Origin of the sequence: Helicobacter valdiviensis (assembly GCF_003245365.1) — a bacterium.
Classification (GTDB): domain Bacteria; phylum Campylobacterota; class Campylobacteria; order Campylobacterales; family Helicobacteraceae; genus Helicobacter_D; species Helicobacter_D valdiviensis.
Genome location: NZ_NBIU01000087.1, coordinates 1 through 1,303 on the forward strand (window position 1 = coordinate 1; position 1,303 = coordinate 1,303).

Annotated in this window: 1 protein-coding gene; it reads right to left on the reverse strand. The window is 29.5% G+C overall.

What is annotated here, in order from left to right; genetic code table 11:
- Positions 1 to 1,235: glycosyltransferase family 2 protein (locus tag B6S12_RS10610; protein WP_146239368.1), on the reverse strand; the 1,235-nt coding region annotated here is incomplete at its 3' end.
- Positions 1,236 to 1,303 lie beyond the last annotated feature (68 nt).

Sequence of the window (1,303 nt, forward strand, 5' to 3'; positions counted from 1 at the left end):
TTCTTCAATGGAAATTCCAAATAAAAGTTCTCTTGAAGATTTGCATGCCACTGCTTAAATGAATCAAAATATTTTCTTCTGACAGCAGACATACCAGTAACTTTTGAAATACCAAATTCTGGATGATTAGTTAAGCTTGTTGCACTCTCTAAACAAAACATAGTAAATATATTTTCCTCAACATACACACTTTCATCTAAAGACTTGATTCTATTCATAATCTCAGAATCAGCCCCAAACTTAACACTGTCCCAATACCCAATCTTTTTTCTCATAAAATCTCTCTCTATCATACAAGATATAAAAGCTAATGACAAAACACCATCATCTTTTAAATTCTTAGAGATATAAAAATTGACAAATTCCCCATCTTCTGTCATACGAATTTTTTTTGCCACTAAGGCTTTAATGTTTCTGTTTTTTAACATAAAATTTATTTGCTTTTCAATCCTTTGAGGATGTGCCCAATCATCCGCATCATGACCTGTTATATACTCTCCATTAGAAATATCTAAAGCCTTATTTTTTGAAACATAAGGCCCTAGGTTCTGTTGATTACATATAATCTTAATTCTATTATCTTCTTTTGCTTTTCTTTTTATAATCTCTCCCGTATTATCTGTACTACAATCATCGATAATAATCAGTTCAAAATTCTGATAAGTTTGCTTTAAAATAGAATCTATAGCAAACTCTACCGTATTTTGTGCATTATAGGCTGGCATAATTATAGTAACCAATACTTCTTGATTTATCTTATAGTCTATTTTACATTGTATTCTCAAAAATCTCTCTTTTTGCCTCTCGTCACTTAGACTAATAGGTGCAGCATCCAGTTTTGATAAATAAGAATTAATATTCTTTAACCACCTATTTTCATCCTCTATATATACATTGGCCTCCAATAAATAATAGGCCTTTCTATATTTGCCATATAAATATTTCTTTGCAAATAACAAACCTCTTTTGCTTTCACCTAGCTTTATCAAAAGATCAGAATACCAAGCAACATAAGCTACTCTAAAAAGACAACTTTTATTCTTCTTGCTCAATTTAAACAATTCATAAGGTATTCTAAACATCTTTTTAAAAGACAAATTATCAGCAAAAACTCTATATATTCTATAAGGAAGAAAGTTTTCTACTTTACTTCTCTCTTCAAAGTTTTTACCTAACTCAATTTCCAAAAACTGACTTGCAATTTTAAGTGCTTTGTTTTCTTCTAAAATTTCCATATTAAATGTTTCCCTTCATCTGAAAAAACATCTTAACATATCCACCCTTATACCAAGTTTTATGAGCT